Origin of the sequence: Pseudomonas sp. Root71 (assembly GCF_001429045.1) — a bacterium.
GTDB lineage: Bacteria > Pseudomonadota > Gammaproteobacteria > Pseudomonadales > Pseudomonadaceae > Aquipseudomonas > Aquipseudomonas monachiensis.
The window spans coordinates 181,595-204,230 of record NZ_LMHY01000022.1 but is presented as its reverse complement, the minus strand read 5'-3'; the positions used below and the strand labels follow the sequence as shown (position 1 = coordinate 204,230).

19 protein-coding genes and 1 pseudogene are annotated in these 22,636 nt (G+C 60.5%); 13 read left to right on the top strand and 7 right to left on the bottom strand.

Translation table 11 applies throughout. The features are described from left to right. Positions 1 to 31: 31 nt before the first annotated feature. A complete protein-coding gene (locus ASD95_RS14795; RefSeq protein WP_056725101.1) occupies positions 32 to 562 on the bottom strand; it encodes a hypothetical protein in 531 nt (176 codons plus the stop codon). A gap of 383 nt (positions 563 to 945) precedes the next feature. Between ASD95_RS14795 and ASD95_RS14790 the strand changes: the two genes are divergently transcribed. The 6 genes from ASD95_RS14790 (at position 946) to ASD95_RS14765 (ending at position 4,912) form a co-directional block, all read left to right on the top strand. Beyond that, positions 946 to 1,392, top strand: a complete 447-nt coding sequence (locus ASD95_RS14790) for a DUF411 domain-containing protein (protein ID WP_056724558.1) — start codon at positions 946 to 948, stop codon at positions 1,390 to 1,392. Beyond that, on the top strand, positions 1,392 to 1,826 hold the full coding sequence (locus tag ASD95_RS14785) for a YqaA family protein (protein WP_056724556.1): 435 nt from the start codon (positions 1,392 to 1,394) through the stop codon (positions 1,824 to 1,826). The genes ASD95_RS14790 and ASD95_RS14785 overlap by 1 nt, the downstream gene beginning before the upstream one ends. An 85-nt stretch (positions 1,827 to 1,911) precedes the next feature. Beyond that, positions 1,912 to 2,937 (top strand): alpha/beta fold hydrolase, encoded by a 1,026-nt coding sequence (locus ASD95_RS14780; RefSeq protein WP_056724555.1) that lies wholly within the window; start codon positions 1,912 to 1,914, stop codon positions 2,935 to 2,937. A 122-nt stretch (positions 2,938 to 3,059) separates the two neighbouring features. Beyond that, positions 3,060 to 3,602, top strand: coding sequence for a tetratricopeptide repeat protein (locus ASD95_RS14775; RefSeq protein WP_056724552.1), 543 nt, complete (start codon positions 3,060 to 3,062; stop codon positions 3,600 to 3,602). A 66-nt stretch (positions 3,603 to 3,668) separates the two neighbouring features. Further along, positions 3,669 to 4,151: an RNA polymerase sigma factor gene (locus ASD95_RS14770; protein WP_409079063.1), complete on the top strand. Its 483-nt coding sequence runs from the start codon at positions 3,669 to 3,671 to the stop codon at positions 4,149 to 4,151. After that, a complete protein-coding gene (locus ASD95_RS14765; RefSeq protein WP_056724549.1) occupies positions 4,151 to 4,912 on the top strand; it encodes an anti-sigma factor family protein in 762 nt (253 codons plus the stop codon). Before ASD95_RS14770 ends, ASD95_RS14765 begins: the two co-directional genes overlap by 1 nt. A gap of 47 nt (positions 4,913 to 4,959) precedes the next feature. Here ASD95_RS14765 and ASD95_RS14760 read toward each other — a convergent pair whose 3' ends face one another. Then, positions 4,960 to 6,261, bottom strand: a complete 1,302-nt coding sequence (locus ASD95_RS14760) for an ATP-binding protein (RefSeq protein WP_056724548.1) — start codon at positions 6,259 to 6,261, stop codon at positions 4,960 to 4,962. Positions 6,262 to 6,265: 4 nt separating this feature from the next. Continuing rightward, entirely contained in the window at positions 6,266 to 6,967 is a 702-nt protein-coding gene (locus tag ASD95_RS14755; protein ID WP_007985461.1) for a response regulator transcription factor, read from the bottom strand. A gap of 293 nt (positions 6,968 to 7,260) precedes the next feature. Between ASD95_RS14755 and ASD95_RS14750 the strand changes: the two genes are divergently transcribed. The 5 genes from ASD95_RS14750 (at position 7,261) to ASD95_RS14730 (ending at position 13,930) form a co-directional block, all read left to right on the top strand. Then, the gene (locus tag ASD95_RS14750) at positions 7,261 to 8,418 is read left to right on the top strand and encodes an efflux RND transporter periplasmic adaptor subunit (RefSeq protein WP_056724546.1); all 1,158 of its coding nucleotides are present in this window, start codon (positions 7,261 to 7,263) and stop codon (positions 8,416 to 8,418) included. Positions 8,419 to 8,433: 15 nt separating this feature from the next. Further along, entirely contained in the window at positions 8,434 to 11,532 is a 3,099-nt protein-coding gene (locus ASD95_RS14745; RefSeq protein ID WP_056724544.1) for an efflux RND transporter permease subunit, read from the top strand. Positions 11,533 to 11,711: 179 nt separating this feature from the next. After that, a complete protein-coding gene (locus ASD95_RS14740) occupies positions 11,712 to 12,353 on the top strand; it encodes a DUF1345 domain-containing protein (protein ID WP_056724543.1) in 642 nt (213 codons plus the stop codon). Positions 12,354 to 12,429: 76 nt separating this feature from the next. Continuing rightward, positions 12,430 to 13,269 carry an AraC family transcriptional regulator gene (locus ASD95_RS14735; protein WP_056724541.1) on the top strand — a complete coding sequence of 280 codons (840 nt, stop codon included), beginning with the start codon at positions 12,430 to 12,432 and terminating at the stop codon, positions 13,267 to 13,269. A gap of 52 nt (positions 13,270 to 13,321) precedes the next feature. Beyond that, entirely contained in the window at positions 13,322 to 13,930 is a 609-nt protein-coding gene (locus tag ASD95_RS14730; RefSeq protein ID WP_056724540.1) for a LysE family translocator, read from the top strand. 44 nt (positions 13,931 to 13,974) lie between these two features. Here the strand turns inward: ASD95_RS14730 and ASD95_RS14725 are convergent, their stop codons facing one another. Next, positions 13,975 to 15,648 (bottom strand): fibronectin type III domain-containing protein, encoded by a 1,674-nt coding sequence (locus tag ASD95_RS14725; protein ID WP_056724538.1) that lies wholly within the window; start codon positions 15,646 to 15,648, stop codon positions 13,975 to 13,977. Between the two features lie 652 nt (positions 15,649 to 16,300). Here ASD95_RS14725 and ASD95_RS14720 point away from each other — a divergent pair. Both ASD95_RS14720 and ASD95_RS14715 read left to right on the top strand, forming a co-directional pair. Continuing rightward, entirely contained in the window at positions 16,301 to 16,585 is a 285-nt protein-coding gene (locus ASD95_RS14720) for a LuxR family transcriptional regulator (protein ID WP_056725098.1), read from the top strand. 50 nt (positions 16,586 to 16,635) lie between these two features. Next, complete coding sequence (locus tag ASD95_RS14715; RefSeq protein WP_056724536.1) at positions 16,636 to 17,373, top strand: response regulator transcription factor; 738 nt, start codon at positions 16,636 to 16,638, stop codon at positions 17,371 to 17,373. Between the two features lie 67 nt (positions 17,374 to 17,440). Here the strand turns inward: ASD95_RS14715 and ASD95_RS28720 are convergent, their stop codons facing one another. The 3 genes and pseudogenes from ASD95_RS28720 to ASD95_RS14700 all read right to left on the bottom strand — a co-directional run bounded on the left by ASD95_RS28720 (position 17,441) and on the right by ASD95_RS14700 (position 22,585). After that, a complete protein-coding gene (locus tag ASD95_RS28720) occupies positions 17,441 to 18,718 on the bottom strand; it encodes an RHS repeat-associated core domain-containing protein (RefSeq protein WP_162252418.1) in 1,278 nt (425 codons plus the stop codon). A gap of 549 nt (positions 18,719 to 19,267) precedes the next feature. Then, positions 19,268 to 20,392, bottom strand: a pseudogene (locus tag ASD95_RS14705) (autotransporter outer membrane beta-barrel domain-containing protein); the annotation flags it as partial. A gap of 1,005 nt (positions 20,393 to 21,397) precedes the next feature. Next, positions 21,398 to 22,585 carry a pyridoxal phosphate-dependent aminotransferase gene (locus ASD95_RS14700; protein WP_056724532.1) on the bottom strand — a complete coding sequence of 396 codons (1,188 nt, stop codon included), beginning with the start codon at positions 22,583 to 22,585 and terminating at the stop codon, positions 21,398 to 21,400. Between the last annotated feature and the right edge of the window lie 51 nt (positions 22,586 to 22,636).

Sequence of the window (22,636 nt, the reverse complement as noted above, 5' to 3'; positions counted from 1 at the left end):
CGATGAACCGGGCGGGCCGGGCAACAYSGCGTCAGGCCTCGTCCGAGAGAACTCTGCCTGGCCTCACCATGGGGCCGTTGTTCTTGCCGTAGGTTTCCAGGTTTTGCAGCACATAGATCGCTTTTTTGAACTCGGGAACCAGGTAGTTGGCGTACTTGTTACCCTTCAGATTATTGTTCTGAATGTTCTCCAGTTGCGTGGCGAAATATTCCAGCGCATTGAACTTGGCGTCAGGATCCTTGATGCCAAACCGGTCGAACTTGTCACCGGCATTGCTCAGTGTGACCGCTGTTACATCGCTGATCAGGCCACGCTCTTTCAGCATGACACTGAGAGCACCCATGGACTTGACAGAAATATCAGTGGGGTCAAAACCCTTCATCTGTTTGCGCAATTTCATCTTGTCCATCTTGACTGTATCCAGCTCAACCGGATTGTTGCCCACCAGGTCAAGTATCTGCCTGACCTTGACGCTCTGGGGAACAGGCTTTGATCTGCTGGCGGCATCTCGAACCAATAGACCCGCTTTCGCGGTCCAGTTGCCGGTATATCCGATAGTCATTGAAAACTCCTTGTTTGACCAAGTTGGGTGGCCAGAAGTATCGGCCGAAGCACTGAGGCAACCAAACTTTAATTCAGAGACTTAACAATTCTCATACAATTAAGATACATACTGTAAAACTTCTTGTTTATTTAAACTTATCGCCCTGACGAATGTTCTTTCAGACTTTTCTTACATATCGGCTAGTTGGATTTCATCAGCACCGATACTTACCCTCGAATCTCAATCTGACAATTTTGTAATGTGCCCCTCATCTGCCTGACAGCATTGACCTACCATCATCGAACGGCAGATCTTTGTAGTAATTGGAAACACTCCTTGAATGCCTGACCGGATAAAATGGTCAGAATGCGTTTTTTTGCCCGTTACCCGAGACGAATCCCATGCGAAACCCTCTGCGCCTGATCGCCCTGAGCGCCCTGTTGATGTCTTCACTGGCCCAGGCCGCCGACCTCATTCCAATCGAGGTTCACCGCGACGCCAATTGTGGTTGCTGCAAAAAATGGATCACCCACCTGGAGGCCAATGGCTTCAAGGTCGAAGACCACGTCGAAACCAATATGAGCGAGTTCAAGCAACAGCACGGCGTGCCGCCGCGCCTGGCGTCGTGCCACACCGCGTTGATCAACGGCAAATTCGTTGAAGGTCATGTCCCGGCCGACCAGGTCCTGGCCTTGAGCAAGCGCGACGATCTGCTGGGGGTCGCGGCCCCCGGCATGCCCATGGGCTCGCCCGGCATGGAAATGGACGGCATGAGCGATGCCTATCAGGTCATCGGCCTGAAAAAAGACGGCACTGACGTGGTGGTTGCGGACTACCCCGCCCATTGATGTCGGGCGCGTACCTCGGGCTGTTTTTCGCGGCATTCGGTGCCGCCACGCTGCTACCGTTGCAATCCGAAGCGGTGCTGGTCGGCCTGCTGCTCAGCGATCGGTACTGGCCCTGGGCACTGCTGGCGGTGGCAACGTTCGGCAACGTTCTGGGCTCGCTGCTTAACTGGTGGCTGGGGCGCGGGATCGAGCGGTTCCGTGACCGACGCTGGTTTCCGGTGAGCCCCCGGCACCTGGAGAAAGCCCGGCTTCATTACCAACGCTATGGCCATTGGTCATTGCTGCTCAGTTGGCTGCCGGTGATCGGCGATCCGCTGACGCTGGTCGCCGGGGTCATGCGCGAGCCGCTGGGGCGTTTCCTGCTGATCGTCACCCTGGCCAAGGGTGCCCGTTACGGCGTGCTGGCCATGGCGACTTTGGGCTGGATGGGTTGAACCATCAAGGGCGGCGGTTGCCTGTGTTTAATGCCGCCCTAATCGAATCGATCCAGCATCGGCGGATTTACCATGGAGCCCTTTCATGTCACGCCCCTTCTCCTGCTGGTTGCCCAGCCTTTTACTGACCGCCGCCCTGCCCGTCATCGCCCACGCCGAAGGACCGGGATACGGTCCCGAGTTGCAAGGTTTCGACTACCCCTACACCCTCAAGCACTTCGCCTTTGAATCCCAGGGCCAATCCCTGCAAATGGGTTACATGGATGTCGCCGCCCACGGCAAGCCCAATGGTCGCAGCGTGGTGCTGATGCACGGCAAGAATTTCTGCGGCGCCACCTGGGGCAGTTCGATCAAAGCCCTCAGCGACGCTGGCTACCGGGTCATCGCCCCGGACCAGATCGGCTTCTGCACCTCCAGCAAACCGGCGCACTATCAGTACAGCTTCCAGCAACTGGCGATGAACACCCAGCAATTGCTCAAGGCCCTGGGCATCCAGCAAGCCACCCTGCTGGGGCATTCCACCGGCGGCATGCTCGCCACTCGCTATGCCTTGCAATACCCCGAACAGGTCGAGCAACTGGCGCTGGTCAACCCCATCGGCCTGGAAGACTGGAAAGCCCTCGGCGTGCCCTATCGCACGGTGGATCAATGGTACGAGCGCGAACTCAAGCTCAGCGCCGAGGGTATCCGCAACTACGAACGCACCACCTATTACGGCGGCCGCTGGAAGCCGGAATTCGATCGCTGGGTCGACATGCTCGCCGGCCTGAACAAAGGCCCGGGGCATACCCAAGTCGCGTGGAACTCGGCGCTGATCTACGACATGATCTTCACCCAACCGGTGTACTACGAATTCCACAATCTGAAGATGCCGACCCTGCTGTTGATCGGTACGTCCGACACCACCGCCATCGGCAGTGACATCGCCCCGCCCGAAGTCAAGGCGAAGATCGGGCACTACGACGTCCTCGGCAAACAAGTGGCCAAGATGATTCCCCGGTCCACGCTGGTCGAGTTCCCTGGCATGGGCCACGCGCCACAGATGGAAGAACCGGCACAATTCCACCAGGCCCTGCTCGCCTGGCTGAACAAGACCAACCCCGTGCGTTGAAGAGGAAAGGCTCCCACAACGAATAATTGTTCATGCTGCGGTGTTCTCATCACATCAACCTTGCACTGCGCCTGGCCAGGCGCGATCTGATCCGAACCCCGTGAACCTGTGGAGCAATGCCCATGAATATTCGCTTTGCTGTTCTGATGCCCCCTCTGTTGCTGGCCATTGGGTTGTCCGGCTCCCTCGCCCTGGCCAACGGCGGTGGCGGCGACGACGACGCACCCATCAGGCCCAACTGCCCCAAAGGCCAGGTGTTCGATAGCAAATCCCAGCGTTGCGTGCGGCAGACCAGCAGCCTGGTACCGGACGAAGACCGCACCAACTATGCCTATCGACTGGCCAAGGACGGGCGTTATGAAGAAGCCCTGGCCCTGCTCGACACGCTGAAACAGCCAAACACGGCAAAAGCGTTGAACTATCGCGGCTACGCCACGCGTAAACTGGGACGTACCGACGAAGGCATCGGCTATTACCTGCAATCGGTGAAACTCGACCCGCAGTACGCGCAGGTCCGCGAGTATCTCGGTGAGGCCTATGTGGTCAAAGGCCGGCTGGATCTTGCCCAGGAGCAACTGCGACAGATCGAATCCATCTGTGGCAGCACTCAATGCGAGGAGTATCAGGACCTGGCCGAAGCCATCAACGGCTCATCGAAAACCTGACAACCCGAGCGGACGGAGGTCGCCATCGCCAGCGATCAGGCAATACGAACGGAACTGAACCAGCATCTGGCGCGTTTATGGCGTTACGGCCTGCTGTTGTCCCGGCAACGGCATGTCGCCGATGACCTGGTGCAAGCCACCTGCGTGCGGGCGCTGGAACGGGCCGGGCAATACGTGCCGGGAACGCGCATGGACCGGTGGCTGCTGAGCATTCTGCATTCGATCTGGCTCAATGAAGTCCGCGCCCGACGGGTGCGCCAGGGTCAGGGTCAGGTAGACGCCGATCAGGCCTTGTCGTTCGATGGTGAATCCGTGGCCCAGACCCACGTGCTGGCGGCACAGGTCATCCGCCGCGTCGATGCGTTGCCCGAGGCCCAGCGCGAAACGGTGTTTCTCGCCTATGTCGAAGGCTTGTCCTACCGCGAAGTCGCCGAGGTGCTGCAAGTGCCCATCGGCACGGTCATGAGCCGCCTGGCCACCGCTCGGGCGAAACTGGCCGAATACCCACCGTTGCACACGGTGCCCACCCCTAACCGAGGAGAACATTGATGAACACGATACCCTCGGACGAACAACTGGTGGCTTACCTCGATAACCAACTCGATACCGAGCAGCGCGCGCGCATCGACGCGGCCATCAATGCCGACCCGATGCTCGGCCTGCGCCTGCAATGGCTGGATCGCAGCAGCCTGCCGTTCAAGGACGCCTATGATGAACTGGCCCGACAGGCGCCGGTGGATCGCCTGCAAGCCATGCTCGCCACGCTGCCCTCACCCGCCCGTCCCGGGCTCAGTCGACGCTGGTTCCTGGCCGCCGCGGCCGGGCTGTTGGCTGGCGGTGTATTGGCGGACCGCTTGCTCCTCGGCTGGCAAGCGAGCCGGCAGACACATAACTGGCGCGGCCTGGTGGCCGATTACATGGCGCTCTACGTACCGGAAACCCTGGATCACTTGCCCGGCGATGAAGCCGCGCAACGGGCACAACTGCGCACCATCGATGCGCGCCTGGGCCTCAACCTCGCGTCGGCAAAACTGAGCCTGCCCCGTGCCGAATTCAAGCGCGCGCAAATCCTCGAGTACGACGGTGCGCCCATCGCCCAGATCACCTACCTCGATCCGGCGCACGGCCCCATGGCCCTGTGCGTCACCCGCTCCAACAGCGGCAGCCGACATTTCGCCCGGGAACAGCGACGCGAACTGAACATCGTGTATTGGGCCGATATGGAACACGCCTGGATGCTGATCGGGCATCAGCCGATGGCGGACCTGGAGGAAATGGCGAAGACGTTGCGCGAGCGCCTGAGTACCTGAGAAACCCCGGTTCAACGCAGGCGCTGCGCCAGCGCCTGCCAAGCGCGTCAGGCCGACGCCGGCAACCACAAGCGAAACCGCGCTCCGCCCAGGGGCGAGGCTTCCACCGTCAGCGTCCCGCCCTGGGCTTCCAGTGCGCGGCGGCTGATCGCCAGTCCCAGGCCGAAACCACCCGTGGCGCGGTCGCGGCTGCGGTCGAGACGGTAGAAGGGTTCGAAGATCCGCTCGCGCTCGTCATCCGGAATGCCGATGCCGTCATCGTCGACCCAGATTTCACAACCGCCGGCATAGGCCTGCACACCGATCTGAATACGCTTCTCGCAATAGCGCATGGCATTGCGCAGCAGGTTTTGCAAGGCACGGGCAGTCAGGCGCGGGTCCAGGCTGAAGCGTTCGAACTGGCCGTGGAGCAGCACGTCGATGACGATTTCCGGGGATTGCTGTTCTTCGTCGACGCTGCCGAGAATGCTGTCGATGAATTCATCCAGCGAGACTTCGACCTGCTCCGGTAGCCGCGCCGGGTTTTGCAGGCGGCTGTAGGACAGCAGCTCCAGCACCAATTCATCGAGTTCTCGAATGTGCGCCACCAGGCTTTGCAGGCGCTCGCGACTGGCCGCCGGCAAGTCGTCGGACAGGGCCAGCGCCAGGCCGAAATCCAGGCGCGTCAGCGGCGTGCGCAATTCGTGAGACACCGCATTGAGCAAGTCCCGCTGTTGGTTGAGCAAGTTCTCGATGTCGCCGGCCATGGTGTCGAACACACTGGCCAGGCTGCCGATGTTGGAACTCGGGGAGATTTGCGTGCGCTCGCCCAGGTGGCCCTTGCCAAAGCGTTCGGCGGCGCCCTTGAGGCGTTCCAGGTCACGCCAGTGCGGGCGCAGCCACAGCAACAGGCACGCGAGCATGGTCGCGCCGATCAGGACGTTGATGCTCCAGTACAACAGGTTGACGTCCAGCGGGTCCGGTGGCACGACCATTTGCACCACGGTGCGCTCATTGAGCGGCGCGACCGCCAGCGTGCGCCAGCCCCAGTCGCCCACGCGCACGATGTTCTCGCCGCGGCGCAAGCGCTGCTGTTCATCAGGGGTCAGGCTGCTGTCGTCATTGCCGCTGAGCACGATGTGCAGAGGAGAGAAGTCCTTGTCCATTTCAGCGGCCAGGGCCGGCCACTGTTCGGCCGGGACCCCGTGGAACTGTTTGACGATCAGCGTTTGCAGCCCACGGGAATAATCGAGGTTGTAGGTGACAAAGCGCTCCTGGAACACCTTGACCACCAGGTCCGGCACCAGATAGATCGCCGCGCTGAACGAGACGATGGTCACCAGGTACAAACGAAAGAGGATTCTGAACATCGGCTCAGCATTCCCACTCGGATCGACTGAACAGGTAACCCTTGCCCCACACGGTCTTGATCTTGCGCGCCTCGCCGGCGTGGTCGTCGAACTTGCGCCGCAGCTTGGAAATCGCCACGTCCACCGAACGGTCGGTGCCGTTGAATTCGATACCGCGCAGGCGTTGCAGGATCTGGTCGCGGCTCAACACTTCGCCGGCGTGCCGGGCCAGCACCACCAGCAGGTTGTACTCGCCGCTGGACAGCTCCACCAACTGCTCGCGCCAGGTCACGGTGCGCTCGGACAAGTCGATGCACAGGTTGCCCATCAGAATGCGGTCGTTGGCGGTCTGCGGTTCGCTGAGGCTGCTGCGGCGCAGCAACGTCCGCACCCGGGCCAGCAGCACCCGCGGCTCGCAAGGTTTGGTGACGTAGTCGTCGGCCCCCATTTCCAGGCCCAGGACCTGGTCGTGGCTGTCGTCGCGGGCGGTGAGCATCAGGATCGGCAAGGTCGCCGAATCGGCGCGCAGCAGGCGACAGACTTGCAAGCCGTCGAGGCCGGGCAGCATCAGGTCGAGGATCACCAGGTCCGGCGGATTGAGCCGCGCACGTTCGCGCACATGGTCACCGCGACCGATCACGCTGACGGAATAACCGTTGCGTTCCAGGTAGCTGGCAATCAGTTCGGCGAGGGCGGTGTCGTCTTCGACCAGGAGGATGTTGGGCATGGGGTGTTTCCAGAAAGTGCTGTGGCGCCAGATACGCCGCCATCGCGAGCAAGCTCGCTCCCACAGTGGCCGGTGGTGTTCACAACATTTGTGTTCACATCAAATCCCTGTGGGAGCGAGCTTGCTCGCGATAGCAATCTATCAAGCGCAATAGAAATCAAGGACTGAAGGATATACGCCCTCACTCGTCCCTGAGTAAAACCCTTACACAATTTCACACAGCACCAACAAAGCTTCACCGCTACCCTCGCCTTCGCCCAGTAGGATGCTGGGTGTCTTTATTGGGGTATTACATGTCGAAAAATCTGCTTGCCAGGCTCAGCCTGATTGCACTGGCGTTGACACTGGCCGCGTGTGACAAGTCCTCGAATGCCGAGGAACAGGCGCCGCTGGCCACGGTTCGCGTCGAAACCATCGAGGCGCGGCCACTGACCATCAGCAGTGAACTGAGCGGGCGGATTGCCGCGCCGCGCATGGCCGAAGTGCGTGCCCGCGTGGCTGGCGTGGTCTTGCAGCGCACCTTCCGTGAAGGTAGCGACGTGAAACAGGGCGATGTGTTGTTCCGCATCGACCCGGCGCCGTTCAAGGCCGACCTGGACAGCGCCGAAGCCGTACTGCGCAAGGCCGAGGCCAATGCGTTCCAGGCCCGGTTGCAGGAACAACGCTACGCCCAGTTGATCGATGACAAGGCCATCAGCGGTCAGGAGTATGACAACGCACGCGCCAACGCACGGCAGACCGCCGCCGAAGTCGCCGCCAGTAAAGCCGCTGTGGAGCGGGCGAAACTGAACCTCGGTTACGCCACCGTCACCGCACCGATTTCCGGGCGCATCGGCCGTGCATTGGTCACCGAAGGCGCGCTGGTCGGGCAGAACGAAACCACGCCGCTGGCGCTGATCCAGCAACTGAACCCGATTCATGCCGACCTGACCCAGTCCACCCGCGAACTCAACGAACTGCGCCGCGCCTTCCGTTCCGGCCAGTTGCAGCAGGTCGGCCAGGACCAGGCCAAGGCCACGCTGATTCAGGATGACGGCAGCCTCTACCCGCTACCGGGCAAACTGCTGTTCAGCGACATCACCGTCGACCCGGGCACCGGCCAGATCATCCTGCGCAGCGAGTTCCCCAACCCCGACCTCGACTTGCTGCCCGGCAGTTTCGTGCGCGTACGCCTGGAACAAGCGGTCAACCAGCAAGGCATCAGCGTGCCGCAACGGGCCATCCAGCGCGACAGCGCCGGCATCGCCCAGGTGCTGCTGCTCGACGCCGAACAGCGGGTCGGGCAGCAACCGGTCGAACTGGGCACCGTGCAGAACGATCGCTGGATCGTCACCGGCGGCCTGAAGGCAGGTGACCGCATCGTCATCGAGGGCCTGCAGCACGCCCGCCCCGGCGAGAAAGTGCAGATCGACGACACCCCTCTTCCCCTTGCCCAGGCGACTGGTCAGTAAGCAGGACGCTTCTTTATGCCGCAGTTCTTTATCGACCGCCCGGTGTTCGCCTGGGTGGTTGCCCTGTTCATCCTGCTGGCCGGTGCGCTGGCCATTCCGCAACTGCCGGTGGCGCAATACCCGGATGTTGCGCCGCCACAAATCGAAATCTACGCCGTGTACCCGGGCGCTTCGGCGCAAACCGTGGACGAGAGCGTGGTCAGCCTGATCGAGGAAGAACTCAACGGCGCCGATCACCTGTTGTATTTCGAATCCCAGAGCAGCCTGGGCAGCGCCACCATCAAGGCCACCTTCCAGCCGGGCACCAACCCGGAACTGGCCCAGGTGGATGTGCAGAATCGCCTCAAAGCCGTGGAATCACGGCTGCCGCAAGCGGTGATCCAGCAGGGTTTGCAGGTGGAGAAAGTCTCCTCCGGCTTCCTGCTGTTGATCACCCTGACGTCCAGCGACGGCAAGCTCGACGACGTGGCGCTCAGCGATTACCTGGCGCGCAACGTGATGAATGAGGTCAAGCGTCTGGATGGCGTCGGCAAGGCTCAGCTGTACGGCGCCGAGCGGGCGATGCGGATCTGGATCGACCCGCGGAAACTGCTCGCCTTCAACCTGACGCCGGCGGACGTCAACACCGCCATCGTCGCGCAAAACGCCCAGGTGTCGGCGGGCAGCATCGGCGACCTGCCGACCCGCACCACTCAGGAAATCACCGCGACCATTCTGGTCAAGGGGCAGTTGTCGACCCCCGAAGAGTTTGCCGACATCGTCCTCAAGGCCAACCCGGACGGCTCGACCGTGCGCATCAGCGATGTGGCGCGGGTCGAGATCGGCAGCCAGGAATACCAGTTTTCCACGCGCCTGAACGGCAAGCCGTCCACTGCCGTTGCCGTGCAGCTGTCGCCCGGCGCCAACGCACTGAATACCGCGACCCTGGTGCGGGCGAAGATGGATGAACTCAAGCGCTACTTCCCGGCGAACGTCGAGTATTCGATACCGTACGACACCTCGCCTTTCGTCAAGGTTTCGATCACCAAGGTGGTCTACACCCTCTTTGAGGCGATGTTGCTGGTGTTCGCGGTGATGTTCCTGTTCCTGCAGAACATCCGCTACACGCTGATTCCGACCCTGGTGGTGCCAGTGGCGTTGATGGGCACCTTTGCGACGATGCTGGCGCTCGGGTTTTCGATCAACGTGCTGACCATGTTCGGCATGGTGCTGGCCATCGGCATTCTGGTCGACGACGCCATCGTGGTGGTGGAGAACGTCGAGCGGATCATGGCCACCGAAGGCCTTTCGCCCAAGGAAGCCACGCGCAAGGCCATGCAGCAGATCACCGGGGCCATCATCGGCATCACCCTGGTGCTGGTCGCGGTGTTCATTCCGATGGCGTTCATGCAGGGCTCGGTCGGGGTGATCTACCAGCAGTTCTCACTGTCGATGGCCACCTCGATCCTGTTCTCGGCCTTCCTCGCCCTGACCTTGACCCCGGCCCTGTGCGCGACGTTGCTCAAGCCGATTGCCAAAGGCGAGCACCATGAAAAGACCGGGTTCTTCGGCTGGTTCAACCGTCGCTTCGAGCAACTGACCGACCGTTACCAGGGCTGGGTGGCCTACGCGTTGAAACGTACCGGGCGCTACTTGCTGATCTACGGCGTGCTGCTGATCGGTCTGGGCCTGGCCTTCAGTCGCCTGCCCTCCTCGTTCCTGCCGGTGGAAGACCAGGGTTACACCATCACCGACATCCAGTTGCCGCCGGGTGCGAGCAAGAACCGCACGGTGCAGGTGGCCGAGCAGGTTGAAGCGCACAACGCTGGCGAGCCAGGCATTCGCGACAGCGTGGTGATTCTCGGCTTCAGCTTCTCCGGCAGCGGGCAGAACGCGGCGCTGGCGTTCAGCACGCTCAAGGACTGGTCCGAGCGCGGCAGTGAAGACTCGGCAGCCTCCATTGCCGACCGGGCCAACGTTGCCCTCAGCCAGATCAAGGACGCGGTGACCTTTGCCGTACTGCCGCCGCCCGTGGATGGCCTGGGTACGTCCAGCGGATTCGAGTTCCGCCTGCAGGATCGTGGTGGTCTCGGCCATGAGAAGTTGATGGAAGCCCGCACCGAGTTACTCGCGGCGGCGCAAAAAAGCCCGATCCTGATGAACGTGCGCGAAAGCGCCCTGGCCGAGGCACCGCAGGTGCAACTGGTGGTCGACCGCAAGCAGGCCAACGCGCTGGGGGTGTCCTTCGCCGACGTCGGCAACGTGCTGTCCACGGCCGTGGGCTCGGCCTACATCAACGACTTCCCCAATCAGGGACGGATGCAGCGCGTGGTGGTGCAGGCCGAGGGCGACCAGCGCAGCCAGGTGGAAGACCTGCTGAAGATCCACGTGCGCAACACCCACGAAAAAATGGTGCCCCTGGCGGCCTTCGTCCAGGCCAAGTGGACCCAGGGCCCGGCGCAGTTGACCCGCTACAACGGCTATCCGGCGATCAGCATTTCCGGTGAACCGACCCCGGGCCACAGCACCGGTGAGGCCATGGCCGAGATCGAGCGGCTGGTGGCACAGGGCCCGGCGGGCCTGGGCCAGGAATGGACCGGGTTGTCGTTGCAGGAACGGTTGTCCGGCAGCCAGGCGCCGATCCTGCTGGGGCTGTCGCTGTTGATCGTGTTCCTGTGCCTGGCGGCGTTGTACGAGAGCTGGTCGATCCCGACCTCGGTGCTGCTGGTGGTGCCGCTGGGCGTGCTCGGTGCGGTGCTGGCGGTGACCTTGCGCGGGATGCCCAACGACGTGTTCTTCAAGGTCGGGTTGATCACCATCATCGGCCTGTCGGCGAAGAACGCGATCCTGATCATCGAATTCGCCAAGAGCCTGTACGACGAAGGCCATGACCTGATCGACGCCACCCTGCAAGCGGCACGCCTGCGGTTGCGGCCGATTGTCATGACCTCCCTGGCGTTCATCCTAGGCGTGGTGCCGCTGGCGATCGCGACCGGCGCCAGCTCGGCGAGCCAGCAGGCCATCGGCACCGGGGTGATTGGCGGGATGATCACGGCGACCCTGGCCGTGGTGTTCGTGCCGGTGTTTTTTGTGGTGGTAATGAAGCTGGTGCGCAAGCGCCATAAAAACACCTGACAAAAACACTAACCCCTGTGGGAGCGAGCTTGCTCGCGATGGCGGCGTGACAGTCAACAAATATGTTGAAAGTGATGGCCTCATCGCGAGCAAGCTCGCTCCCACAGGGATCTCGGTGATTTCAAGATAGTGGTTACCTGGGCTAAGGTGTTGGCATAGCCCCAACCCGTCGAGTGTCCATGTCTTTCCTCCCCCGCACCCACCCTCGCCTGTCCGCCGCCATCCTGCTGGGCATCGCGGCGGGCTTTCTGGCTCCGGCCGATTCGCCGATCAGCAAGATCCTCATCGGCTGGAATGCCGGCGTCTGGATCTATCTGTCGCTGATGCTTTGGCTCACCGTGCGTTCGAAAGCGCCTGACGTGAAACGCATCGCCGAAATCGAAGACGAAAACGCCGGGCTGGTGCTGGCGCTCGTATGCATTGCGGCGCTGGCCAGCCTGGCGACCATCACCTTCGAACTGGCCGGCAGCAAAGACCTGGAAACCACGCGCAAGCTTTTGCATTACGGCTTCACCGCCCTGACCGTCATCGGCTCATGGCTGCTGATCGGGGTCATCTTCAGCCTGCATTACGCCCGGCTGTATTACATCTGGGACGGCAAGGAGCCGGCGCTGCGTTTTGCCGAAGGTCTGACGACCCCCAACTACTGGGACTTCCTGTACTTCTCGTTCACCATCGGCGTGGCGGTGCAAACCTCGGATGTCGGCGTGGCCACGCGGGGCATGCGCAAGATCGTGCTGGCGCAGTCGTTGATCGGTTTTCTGTTCAATACCGCCATTCTCGGGTTCTCGATCAACATCGCCGCCGGCCTGTTCGGTTGATGACTGCACAAACGTTCTAGGCATGGCCCTCGGTCAAGGCGTTAAATAGCCCGGCAAACCGTTTCGCAGGTGCCCCATGAGCGCTCACAACTGGATCGACATGGCCCAGGATGCCGACACCGGCATCGAGACCCTGCGCGCGCATTTCGAAGGCCATGCCTATGACCCGCACTGGCATGACAGCTATCTGGTGGGTGTCACCGAGCAAGGGGTGCAGCAATTCAATTGCCGACGGGCCAGGCACCAGAGCACGCCGGGCAAGGTGTTTCTGCTGGAACCCGGTGACATCCATGATGGCGACGCGCCAACCGCCGACGGCTTCACCTACCGCATGCTGTACCTCGACCCGCAGTGGTTGCAGCGCGAACTCGGCGCCGTGTTCGATCATGCCCCCGACAACAGCCAGCTGAGCTTCGCCGCCACCCTGGCCAGCGATGCGCGCCTGGCCCAGGCCACCAGCCTGGCGTTTGAGACCCTGCATCGCGGTGAACTGAAGATTGTCCGCCAGACCGCCCTCGACGGTTTGCTCGAACGCCTGACCAGCCACTTGCACTGGCGCGCCCGCGATGGCCAGGACCCGCGTTTGCCACAGGTGGCGCAGAAGGCCCGGGAATACCTGCATGCCAACGCGCAATACGACATCGGCCTCGATCAACTGGCCGCCTTCACCGGCGTCGACCGCTTCCGCCTGACCCGCGCGTTCAAGGCTGCCTATGGCATGGCGCCCCACGCCTATCTGGTGCAATTGCGCCTGGCCACGGCGCGGCGGATGCTGGCCCGTGGCGAACAACCGGCAGCAGTGGCGATGGCACTGGGCTTTTCCGATCAGAGCCATCTGGGCCGCTGGTTCATGCGCGCCTACGGCCTGACGCCGGCGTTGTACCGCAAGCGCTGCTCAAATCTTCCAGACAGGTAATACCGGCGATGGTAAAGATCAACGTACTGATATTCACCGGAGTCTGCCTGCGATGCTTTCCTCTTTCCCGACCTTGTTGCCCTTCTTGCTGTTTGCCTTTGTCGCCTCGATTACACCGGGCCCGACCAACATTCTGGTGCTGAGCAACAGCGCACGGTTTGGCGTGGCGGCGGCCGTGCCCATCATTTTCGGCGCCTGCGCCAGCGCGGCGATCCTTGTGCTGTTGGTGGGTACCGGAGCCGGGTCAACATTGACCGCTTGGCCGGTCTTGCAAACCGTCATGCAATGGGTCGGTGTAGGGTGGCTGAGCTATCTGGCCTGGCAGATTTTCAGCACCCCCGCCGAAGCCATCAGCACTCAGACCAGAGAAGTCCGCCTCGGAATGTGGGGTGCCGCCAGCCTGCAATGGATCAACCCGAAAACCTGGATGATGGCGCTGGCGGTGGTCAGTGTGTTCGCCGAAGGCGGCGAACAGCGTGGGTTGCGGGTGGCATTACTGTCGTTGGTGTTTTTCCTGGTGTCCCTGCCATGCCTCGGCGCATGGGCAATGCTGGGCGCCGGTTCGAGCCGCTGGCTGCGGACGCCGCGCGCCATGCAACGCTTCAATCGTTGCATGGCGCTTTTGCTGCTGGGTTCGACGTGGATAAGCGTCTGGATCTGAATGCCCCATGTGACCCATCGGTGCATAACGAGTTTCAACCGCCATCAGGATGACGTCGCGGCTGCAGCGCCGTTGGTGAACGTCGTCGTTACAGACAAGGAACGGTTTCCTGCGGCATCTTTGGCCCTTACGTCAAAAACGTCCGAGCTCCCCAAGCCTGAAACCGGGTAACTGGTACCGCTCACCGAAATCCAGCTACCTGCGTTACGCCGCACCTCGTAGCCGGTGACCCCGACATTGTCTTGCGACGCGCTCCAGCTCAGCAGTGCATTGCCAGGCGTCGAGGGCGTCAGCTTGAGGGCCGTCACGCGAATCGGCGGCACGAAGTCATGGGTCACCACGCCAATCACAGCCGACAGGGCCGGTACGGGGCCTTCGGGCCGACGGGGCTGAACGGTGAACCGATACTCCTGTTCGGCTATCAACCCCGTGGCGAGGTATTCACGCACACTGGTGCGAACGACCGGCCGTCCCGGGCAGGTGATTTCATAATCGATCAGATAAGAGGCGTCCTGCGGCGCATCCCAGGTCAGCCTCGCCTCGTTGAACGTCCTGCCGGGATTGCTCAGGTTTCTGGGTTGTGTCCGGTCCGGGCCGATGGTGACGGTCGCATATGACGGTGCTGAATATCCAGTCTCGTTGAAGGCTCGAACTTCGATGAAATAGGTCACATCAGGAGACAGGTACCTCAACAGCCAGGTCAGGTGCTCGGTTTCATATCGTGCGATGACTTGCGGGTACTGACTGAGCACGCCATAGGCCACCTCGTATCCAGGCTGATTGATCGTGGCCCAACTGACACGCACCGTATCAAAGGTGTCCAGCACAACCAACGGGCCTGGCTTGGGTGGCAACGGTGGGCCATCCAGCGTTCGTTGAGTGATGCGCGACGGAGAAGATTCGCCGTTGGCATTGCGGGCGCTGACTTCGACGAAATAAAGGGTATTTTTGTTGAGGTTGGTCAGCGCCTCGCGCAGTAGTCGCGTGGTCAGCGTATTGACCGCCCCACCGGGTTCGATACCGTAACGGATGACATAATCGTCGGCCGCCGTGGCGGCAAACCATTGAATCTCCAGCGTGGAGATTGTCGGCGTCGCTCGCAAGCCAACGGGCGTCGCGGGCACTTGCAAGGTCTGTCTGGTGATACGTGTCGGTGCCGAATCGCCGACATTATTGGACGAGCGCACATCGAAATAATAGTGGGTTCCGGCATTCAGGCCGCTGACCGTGTGAGCCGCCGCCACCGATGTCGCGGAGCCGATCACCGCGCCACTGGGGGCAAGCCCGTAGCTGATCTTGTAGTTCGAAGCATCGGCGGGTCCGGACCAGCTCAAGGCCATGGTGTTTTTGCTGGGTGTGGCGCTGAGATTGGTCGGGCTTGACGGAACAGCGGCCGCCGGATGGGTCTTGGCTTGCGCGTCCTTGCTGATTGGCGACACCTCACCACCCTTGAGCCCGAAAATCTGGATGAGATATTCCGTGTTCGGATTGAGCCCGCTGACGATATAGGTCAAGGAACTGATGGGGACATCGAACTCGCCCTCCGTGGGGCCTCCCGCCACTCCCCACTTCACCCGCGAACCGGTATGCCCGCCACCGGCCAGGTAGCCCCAGATCACGCGTATGGCCGAGGTCGACTGAGCGGACGCGGTAATGGTAATCGGCGGAACCACATAAGCCGTCCCAGGCAGGGGGGATTCGTTTTCATGCCCGCTCATTCAGACGCCTCCAGCAACGGTTTGACTGCTTTCATTTAAATACCGTTTGCGGGTGCAGCACCACTGACAGAACGGTTAGTGGCGATCGGCCGGTTTCTATTGTTCGCGCAATAGCAGCACTCGACCTTGAATCTGCATGGCCGTCGCCCTTTCTCCGGCGATGCGTTGGGTCAAGGCTGAACAGCGCATGTCCTTCTCCCGTCGCGCGGATCCCCAGCCACAACCCTGTCTCACGTCGAGAAGCGCGCCACCGGCGTTTTCAAGCGACGAACGGGTATATCGGTGTTGATCGAAAACCGCCCCTTGCGTCGGCATTTTTCCGGTGAGGATCTGCGTAATCACTCGCCTGCGTTCAACACGCAAAATCTCGCCTAATCAAAAAATTAACGCGCATTCCTCAGGACGTCATGACTCAAAGATCCATCCTACAACTACCGAAGTCTTCGGCTGACAGCCTTTTCCATAACACCTGATTAAAGTTCCTCACCTGTAATTTCTGACAGGTTCCAAGTCGGTTGATTCGCGCTATAACGACACCTCGCCTACAGCCCTGCACCGGGCTTTGTAGGACGGCCGCGCGAACCATGCCTTTGTGAAGTAGGAGGATTCCGCCGCGCCCACGCCGTCAATGATGATGAATGGGAGATCCAAAATGCATCAGTCCGCTACCCCCTCAGTTCGCTCATCGCCAGCCTCGCTCAATTTGCCACCTGTGGAGAGTAGGCAGGCAAAAGAAATCAGGCTTACCTCCCGGGAAAAAGAAGTCTTGCAGTGGAGCGCCGCGGGCAAGTCTTCCTGGGAAATTGGCCAGATCGTCAGTTGTTCCGAGGCCGGTGTGAATTACCATTTTTGCAACATTCGCCGAAAATTCGGCGTGAGATCGCGCTGGATCGCCTTGGTCATGGCGCTGGAACAGGGATTGATTCAATTGCCTTGAGCCAGTCCGTCCCCAAGGGGCCGCGTGTCATCGCGCCCTAGGGACACCCAATGAATCCGGACCAGACACTTCATGCCTTCCCCCGTCCCCGTGCCTGTGACGATACGCCCGTATCGTGCAGGCACCGCCCGGACAACGCGCTACGCATTATCCTCGCCGATGACCATCCCGTGGTGCTGACCGGGGCCAAGATGACCCTGTGCGCGCAACCCGGTTCAGCATTCAGGATTGTTGCCCTGGCACATAACGCGGATGAACTGATCACCCATTTGCAGAACACCCCCTGTGATTTGCTGATCAGCGACTACTCGATGCCTGACGGACGCTTTCCCGATGGCCTGGCATTGATGGGTTACCTGCAGCGTCATTTCAGCCACATACCGCTGATGGTGATGACCGTGTTGCGCAACCCTTCGCTACTGCAAGCGTTGCTCAATATTGGCGTCAGGGGCCTGTTCGACAAGCGCAGCCCCATGACCGAGCTGAAATCGGCAGTGCAGACGGTGATCAAAGGCCGGCGCCACCTGTGCCCGACGATCGCAGAAATCCTGCAAGCCCGGAGCGTGCCGTCCAGCCGTACAGACATGCCGTCGATGAAACTGTCCGAGCGGGAGCTGGAGGTGGTCAGGTTGTTTGTCCAGGGATTGTCCGGCCGGCAGATTGCGGCGCAACTGAACCGCAGTGAAAAAACCATCAGCCGACAGAAACGCACCGCCATGGACAAGTTGGGGCTTGGCCATGACGGTGGGTTGGTGGAGTTTGCGCGGGTTGGTGGGTTGATGCTTTAACGCCCTGGAAAGGTCATCAAACAATCAAAGTCCACTCCCATTGAAACGCGGATAAGTCGCAAGTTTCCTATTTGTATCTATCTCTGTTACCTCGTACATCCATCCAATTCTTCTTAGTGGATGGTTCTATACCATTTGTGGGATCTATACCGCCTCTACGCATATAATCTTCGCGTTCAAAAACACTCATTTTTTTGAATTCCTTCAAGTTGGCCTGTTTCGCCGGCGGCGGAAGAGGTCTCGCGGGGCTAGGGTTAGTCGTTGCCCCTGAACCTCGCGGTTGTTGAGGCGCATGTGTCACTGCAGGAGTGGCACGACTTGGTCCCGGTGTAGAGGGCAGCGCTGACAAGGAGACATTACTCCCACCCCTGAGACCGGTTTGTTGAGCAACCGATGTCGTTGCCTCAAACTTGTAGACCCCAGAGCTGTTAGTCATCGTATAACCTTCCAACATATCAGCACCCACTGCCGAGTTCGCACCATTCGTTACCCGGCCCGCAGTTCTTGATGTCCCCTGCACGACCGAACTGGACGCTCTGGTCGCTCTGGCCGCTCCCCGGCCTACCGCCTGGGCCGCATCGTCGATACCGCTATTCATAAAAAAAACAGCGAGTAGTTTAAACTTGAAATGCCCCGTCGGATCCGTATAACCAATCGGATTCCCCGACACATACGCATACCCATTCATCCCCCCATCCCCAAACGGGCTCCAACTATCCGGACTATGAAACCGCATCAACAACGGATTGAACGCCCGATACCCGTTGCCCAACAGATACCATCCGGTTTGCGCTTCCCGTCGTTCGCCGTTGTAACCCAAATGCCCACTGAGCGCCGAGTCATCCGCACGATGGCCATACGCCGAATACGTGACTTCATTGCGCCCGTCCTGGCTCAACTCGCACAACACGCTGCTCTTGTCATCGCTGACAAGGAGTAGGGACTTTGGGTCGGCACCTGCCTGATGCTCGGCGAGCACTTTGCCGTCAGCTCGCAGGAAAGTACTGCTATTGGCACCCGTGATCAGATTGGCCAGATTACCGTCCTGATAAAAGCGCTGTTCATTGCCGCCAGCGGTGCCGAGTCCACTCAAGGTGTCCAGCGAGTCATAGTGATAGCCAGTGGCTTTTTCGCCTGCCTGGGCACTGACACTGATCAGACGACCCAGACTGTCATACCGCAAAATACGCCCCACTTCGTCCTGCAGCAGATTACCGTCGGCGTCATAAGTAAAATAAATTCTGGGCGGATAAAGCGGATCGCCCGGTAGCGCCGGGGTCAACGTATTGGTGAGCCCGGTCAATTGACACGGGTCTTTCTCGTTGGTGTATTCGAAATAGATCACATGAGCCCACACTCGAAGGTCGTCTCCACGAAGTCCAGGTTGTCCTGCGCATCAAAACCGAAAACCTGACATTTGATGATTTTTCCATAAGGGTCCTCCGGCCGTTGACTGCCAGTGCATTTGTAGTCGACCAGGCGCCCACGCTCGTCATACGCATAGGCGCCGTCCATTCCTTGCGAGTGATTTCAACGTCGTTGAGGAGGATCTGGATTGACTCCGGATCCTTCTCGGACGGTTGCGAGTTATCCCATGGATCGAAACACACCTTGAGTGGATTGCTCGAGTCACTCCAGGCCGTTCGGTGCAACAGATTGGTTTCCCCGCCCTCGATATTGCTCAAGGGCGCAGGGTCTGTGGTCGGTGGCGGCAGCGGCACAACGGTTTGCTCTGATGACATGGATATCTCCTGCGCCGGGTGACAAGCGCTGGAGACTCACAGAGTCAAAGAGCCCCGAGCGCAATCAACACTCAGCTCCGTTTTCGGGAGCGCCAAGTACCGTCATCAATGACAGCACTCGACAGTAATTGCTGGCTACTTCAGAAGTTTAATTACCAGCTGTAACGCGCACCAAGGTTGAAACCCCAAGGCTGCTCGATTTTATTGCCGTTGCTGTAATCAAAATCGGCGTGCACTGAGACCTTGCCTCTCAGGGTCATGGCGATCCCCGCTCCCAGCTCACCACGGGAGCCGGAAAGATCGGATTTGAACGGGTTGTTATTGACCTCAACATCGTTGTTCTCGGCGAACTCGTGCACATAAGCCGCCCGCAGGTACGGTTGCACGACTTTGCCTTCACCCAGGTTGAAATTGCGTCCGGTGGTGGCACCGACCTTGCCAAGCAAGGATCGCGCGCGATCGCCCTGCGCGGACAAGCCGTTGTCCAGGTCATAACTGGCGCCCTGGACGACCACTCCCGACAACTGGGTAAAAGGCTCGACAAAGTAGTCGTCCGCCAACTTGATATGCCGGCCGAACTCGAGCGACGCACCGACACCATTGTTGTTGTAGTCACCCTTGGCTTTTGTGCCGTCACTGAGTCGTACATCGGACTCATTCTGGAAGCGGTTGAACTTGAGCACACCGTCGAAATAGTACCCGCTCGGTTCATCCATCCAGGTGGTGTAGGCACCCAGGTAGTAGCTATCAACCGTGCCACTGGTGCCACGGGTCATGTTCAGGTCAGACTTGCTGTAACCACCCAGCAGTCCCACCAACCACTGGCCGTCACCCATCGGCAAGGGGGCATCGGCACCGAACGACAGCCCCTGCTGGGTTTGCTGGTAGGCCACACCGGAACCGGCGCTGACATCGAACTTGTTGCCATAGGCCCGAATCCAACCACCGGCCTTGCCGTTGTCCATGCGCACTTCGCCCATGCGACTGCGCAAAGTGCTGAGTTCTCCGTACCAGACAGTAGGCGCGGCATTGAACAGCGCCATCACCGATTGGGTACCCGGGCTGATGGTTTTTGTAGCCGTATTCAGATACCAGTCGTTTTCGCCCTGCTTGATCAGGTCGTAGGAAAACGCACCGAGGTCGACGGCACCGCCGGCCAGTTTGAACGTTGCATCCCCCGAGCCGATATGAACGACGGCGGTCGATGCCGGTGCCCGCGGTTCAGTGCCGCTGCTGTCGAGCGCGATCACATGGTTGCCGCTGGCGTTGCCGGTGACTGTACCCGCCTTGTCGAAAATGGTATAGCCACCACAGAAGCCGCCGTCACCCAGTAAGCGAATCAGGTCAACCGGGAACTTCACCTTTCGGTCCGCCCCCAACTCGACCACATCAATTGGTACGATTAAATCCGGGTCTTCGGGCAACCGGTCCTTCATCCAGGCAAAGGCCACCTGGTCACCTTCCGCTGCCCCGGTCCAGGTGGGGATGGTGCCATCAACGTCCGTCAACCCGGCAAGATTGGTCTCGGTGAAGGGCGGCGTAATTGAAAATGTGATCTTGCCAGGTGCCGCTGTACCGTTAGGCGGGGTCTTGTCGATAAAGACCGGCACATCCTCCGACTCGGCAGGCGTCCCAACCCAGTTAACATGTTGATAACGGATCTTGAATGCCCCCTCGTTTTCATCTTTCAACAGAAAGTCAGCCGGGAGGGTGATCGGCAAAGGGAAAGAGGACGTACCTTCGGTGTAGTCGACACTCGCAACATCTTCGTATTCATCACTGCCGACCCGCGCAATCTGAAGTGTCACGGTTTCCGTTTCACCATCAGGTGGAAGTGTCGCCCAGGCTGTAACCTGCAACAGGATTCCGGCATCCAGTGAAGCCCGAGGGAACAGGCCTGGCGGGTTTCCAGGCAGCGTTACAGTACTGACATCCGGTTTGACGAACTCCAATGGGCCATTGCGCCCAGGTTCGCGTTGACTCCATGCGGGTAATATTTGCTTGCTGCCGTAACTCGCCATGACATCGTTCTCCCATGAACAACACTTCGACCTTTGCGCACGCAATGGCCACCAAGCCTGTCTGGCAGATCGAGACATCGGGTAAGCGCAGCACTGTCCCTTCGCTCTGCTCGGTAACTGGACCTTGAGCGAATTAAACGGCAGTTTTTAGCAACGCGATACTGTCAAAGTTGACAGGTATCCGCACTTTTTTTGCACGGCTGGAACAGGTTCAGACGGGGTTGGATCGCACGTTCAGCGCTCAGGCCGGGGTGAAAAACCTCAGGCCCGCCGCCCCTCGAGCAAGTCCGTCACACACAGGGAAATACGTCGGCAGGCATCCGCCAGCTTCAGTCGGTCCACCACCAGGCCGAGGCGAATATGCCCCGCCGCACTCGGCCCGAAGGCTTCGCCGGCCAGCACCGACACGCCATAGCCGTCCAGCAACCGCTCGGCAAAGTGCTGGGCCGACAACCCGGTCTGACGCACGTCGACCATCACGAACATGCCGCCATCGGGGCGAATCGCCCGGATGCCAGGGCACAGATCCAGGCTGGCGCACACCAGGTCGCGACGCTGGCGATACTCCTCACGCATCAGCGCCACGTGCGGCAGGTTTTCATCCAGCGCCAACTGCGCGGCGTTCTGGATGAAATCCGGAATGCCGAACAGCATGCACAACGACAGATTCACCAAATGTTCACACAGCGTTTGCGGCCCGATCACCCACCCCACCCGCCAGCCACTCATGGCGTGGGACTTCGACAGGCTGTTGATCGTCGCCGTGCGTTCGGCCATGCCCGGCAAGCTCGCGGGGCTGATGTGTTCGCCCTCGAACAGCAGTTCGCTGTAGACCTCGTCGCTGATCAACCACAGGTCATGGCGAATGCACAATTCGGCCAGCGCTTTCCAGGTCGTCAGCGGCAGGTTGGCGCCGGAGGGGTTGTTCGGGCTGTTGAGCAACATCGCGCGGGTGTTCGGCGTGATCAGTGCCGCGACATCCGCCGGATCGACTCGAAAGCCGTTCTGCGAACGCACCGGTACCGGCACCACTTTCGCCCCGCAGGCGCCGAACACGCCTTCGTAGGTCACGTACATCGGTTCGGCGACGAGCACTTCGTCCCCCGGATCGAGCAGGCATTGCACCACCGAATACACCGCGCACTGCGCCCCGGGGAAGACGATCACGTGCCGCGCATCCACTGCCTGGCCGCTGCGCTGGCGATGATGCCGGGCGATGCTGTCGCGCAAGCCCTGGCTGCCGCGCACCGCCGGGTAATGCGTGTCGCCGGCCAGCAAACTGCCAATCGCGGCCTGGACGATGGGTGGTGGGGTGTCGAAATCCGGGTCGCCGATCGACAGCAGCAAGACATCGACACCCTGCTCGCGCAGCGCCAGCGCTCGATCGTGAATCTGCCAGGCCGCCGCTCCGTCACCGGCGATTCGTTGGGTCAAGGCTGAGTAGCGCATGGCGTTCTCCTGTGGCGCGTATTCCTGGCCACAACCCTATCTCAAATCGCG